Origin of the sequence: Desertibacillus haloalkaliphilus, from assembly GCF_019039105.1 — a bacterium.
In the GTDB taxonomy this organism is placed as follows: Bacteria; Bacillota; Bacilli; order Bacillales; family KJ1-10-99; genus Desertibacillus; species Desertibacillus haloalkaliphilus.
Window position 1 is genome coordinate 1 of record NZ_JAHPIV010000308.1, and the last position, 384, is coordinate 384.

The following is a 384-nucleotide window of genomic DNA, read 5'->3' on the forward strand; positions in this document are numbered from 1 at the left end:
TAATGAGATTATTGTGTTTCCAGGATTTTTTGGTTATTCAAAAGAAGGATCGCTCGTAACTTTTTCACGAGGGGGGTCTGATATTACCGGTTCCATTTTAGCAGCAGGCGTAAAAGCTGATTTATATGAAAATTTTACAGATGTTGATTCAGTTTTTGCTGCCAACCCTAATATTATTGATAATCCTGTTAAAATTAAAAAAATGACTTACCGAGAAATGCGTGAGTTGTCTTATGCAGGTTTCTCCGTGTTTCATGATGAAGCTTTATTTCCGGCATTCAGAAATGGAATTCCTGTTTGCGTAAAAAATACAAATAACCCGTCTTCTTCAGGAACGATGATTATCGCTGAGAGAGAATACTTCATGAATCCAGTTATAGGAAT

At 35.7% G+C, this 384-nt stretch carries 1 protein-coding gene; it reads left to right on the forward strand.

Annotated elements, in window-relative coordinates; all coding sequences use genetic code 11:
* Positions 1-384: amino acid kinase family protein (locus KH400_RS22075; RefSeq protein ID WP_438821140.1), on the forward strand; the 384-nt coding region annotated here is incomplete at both ends.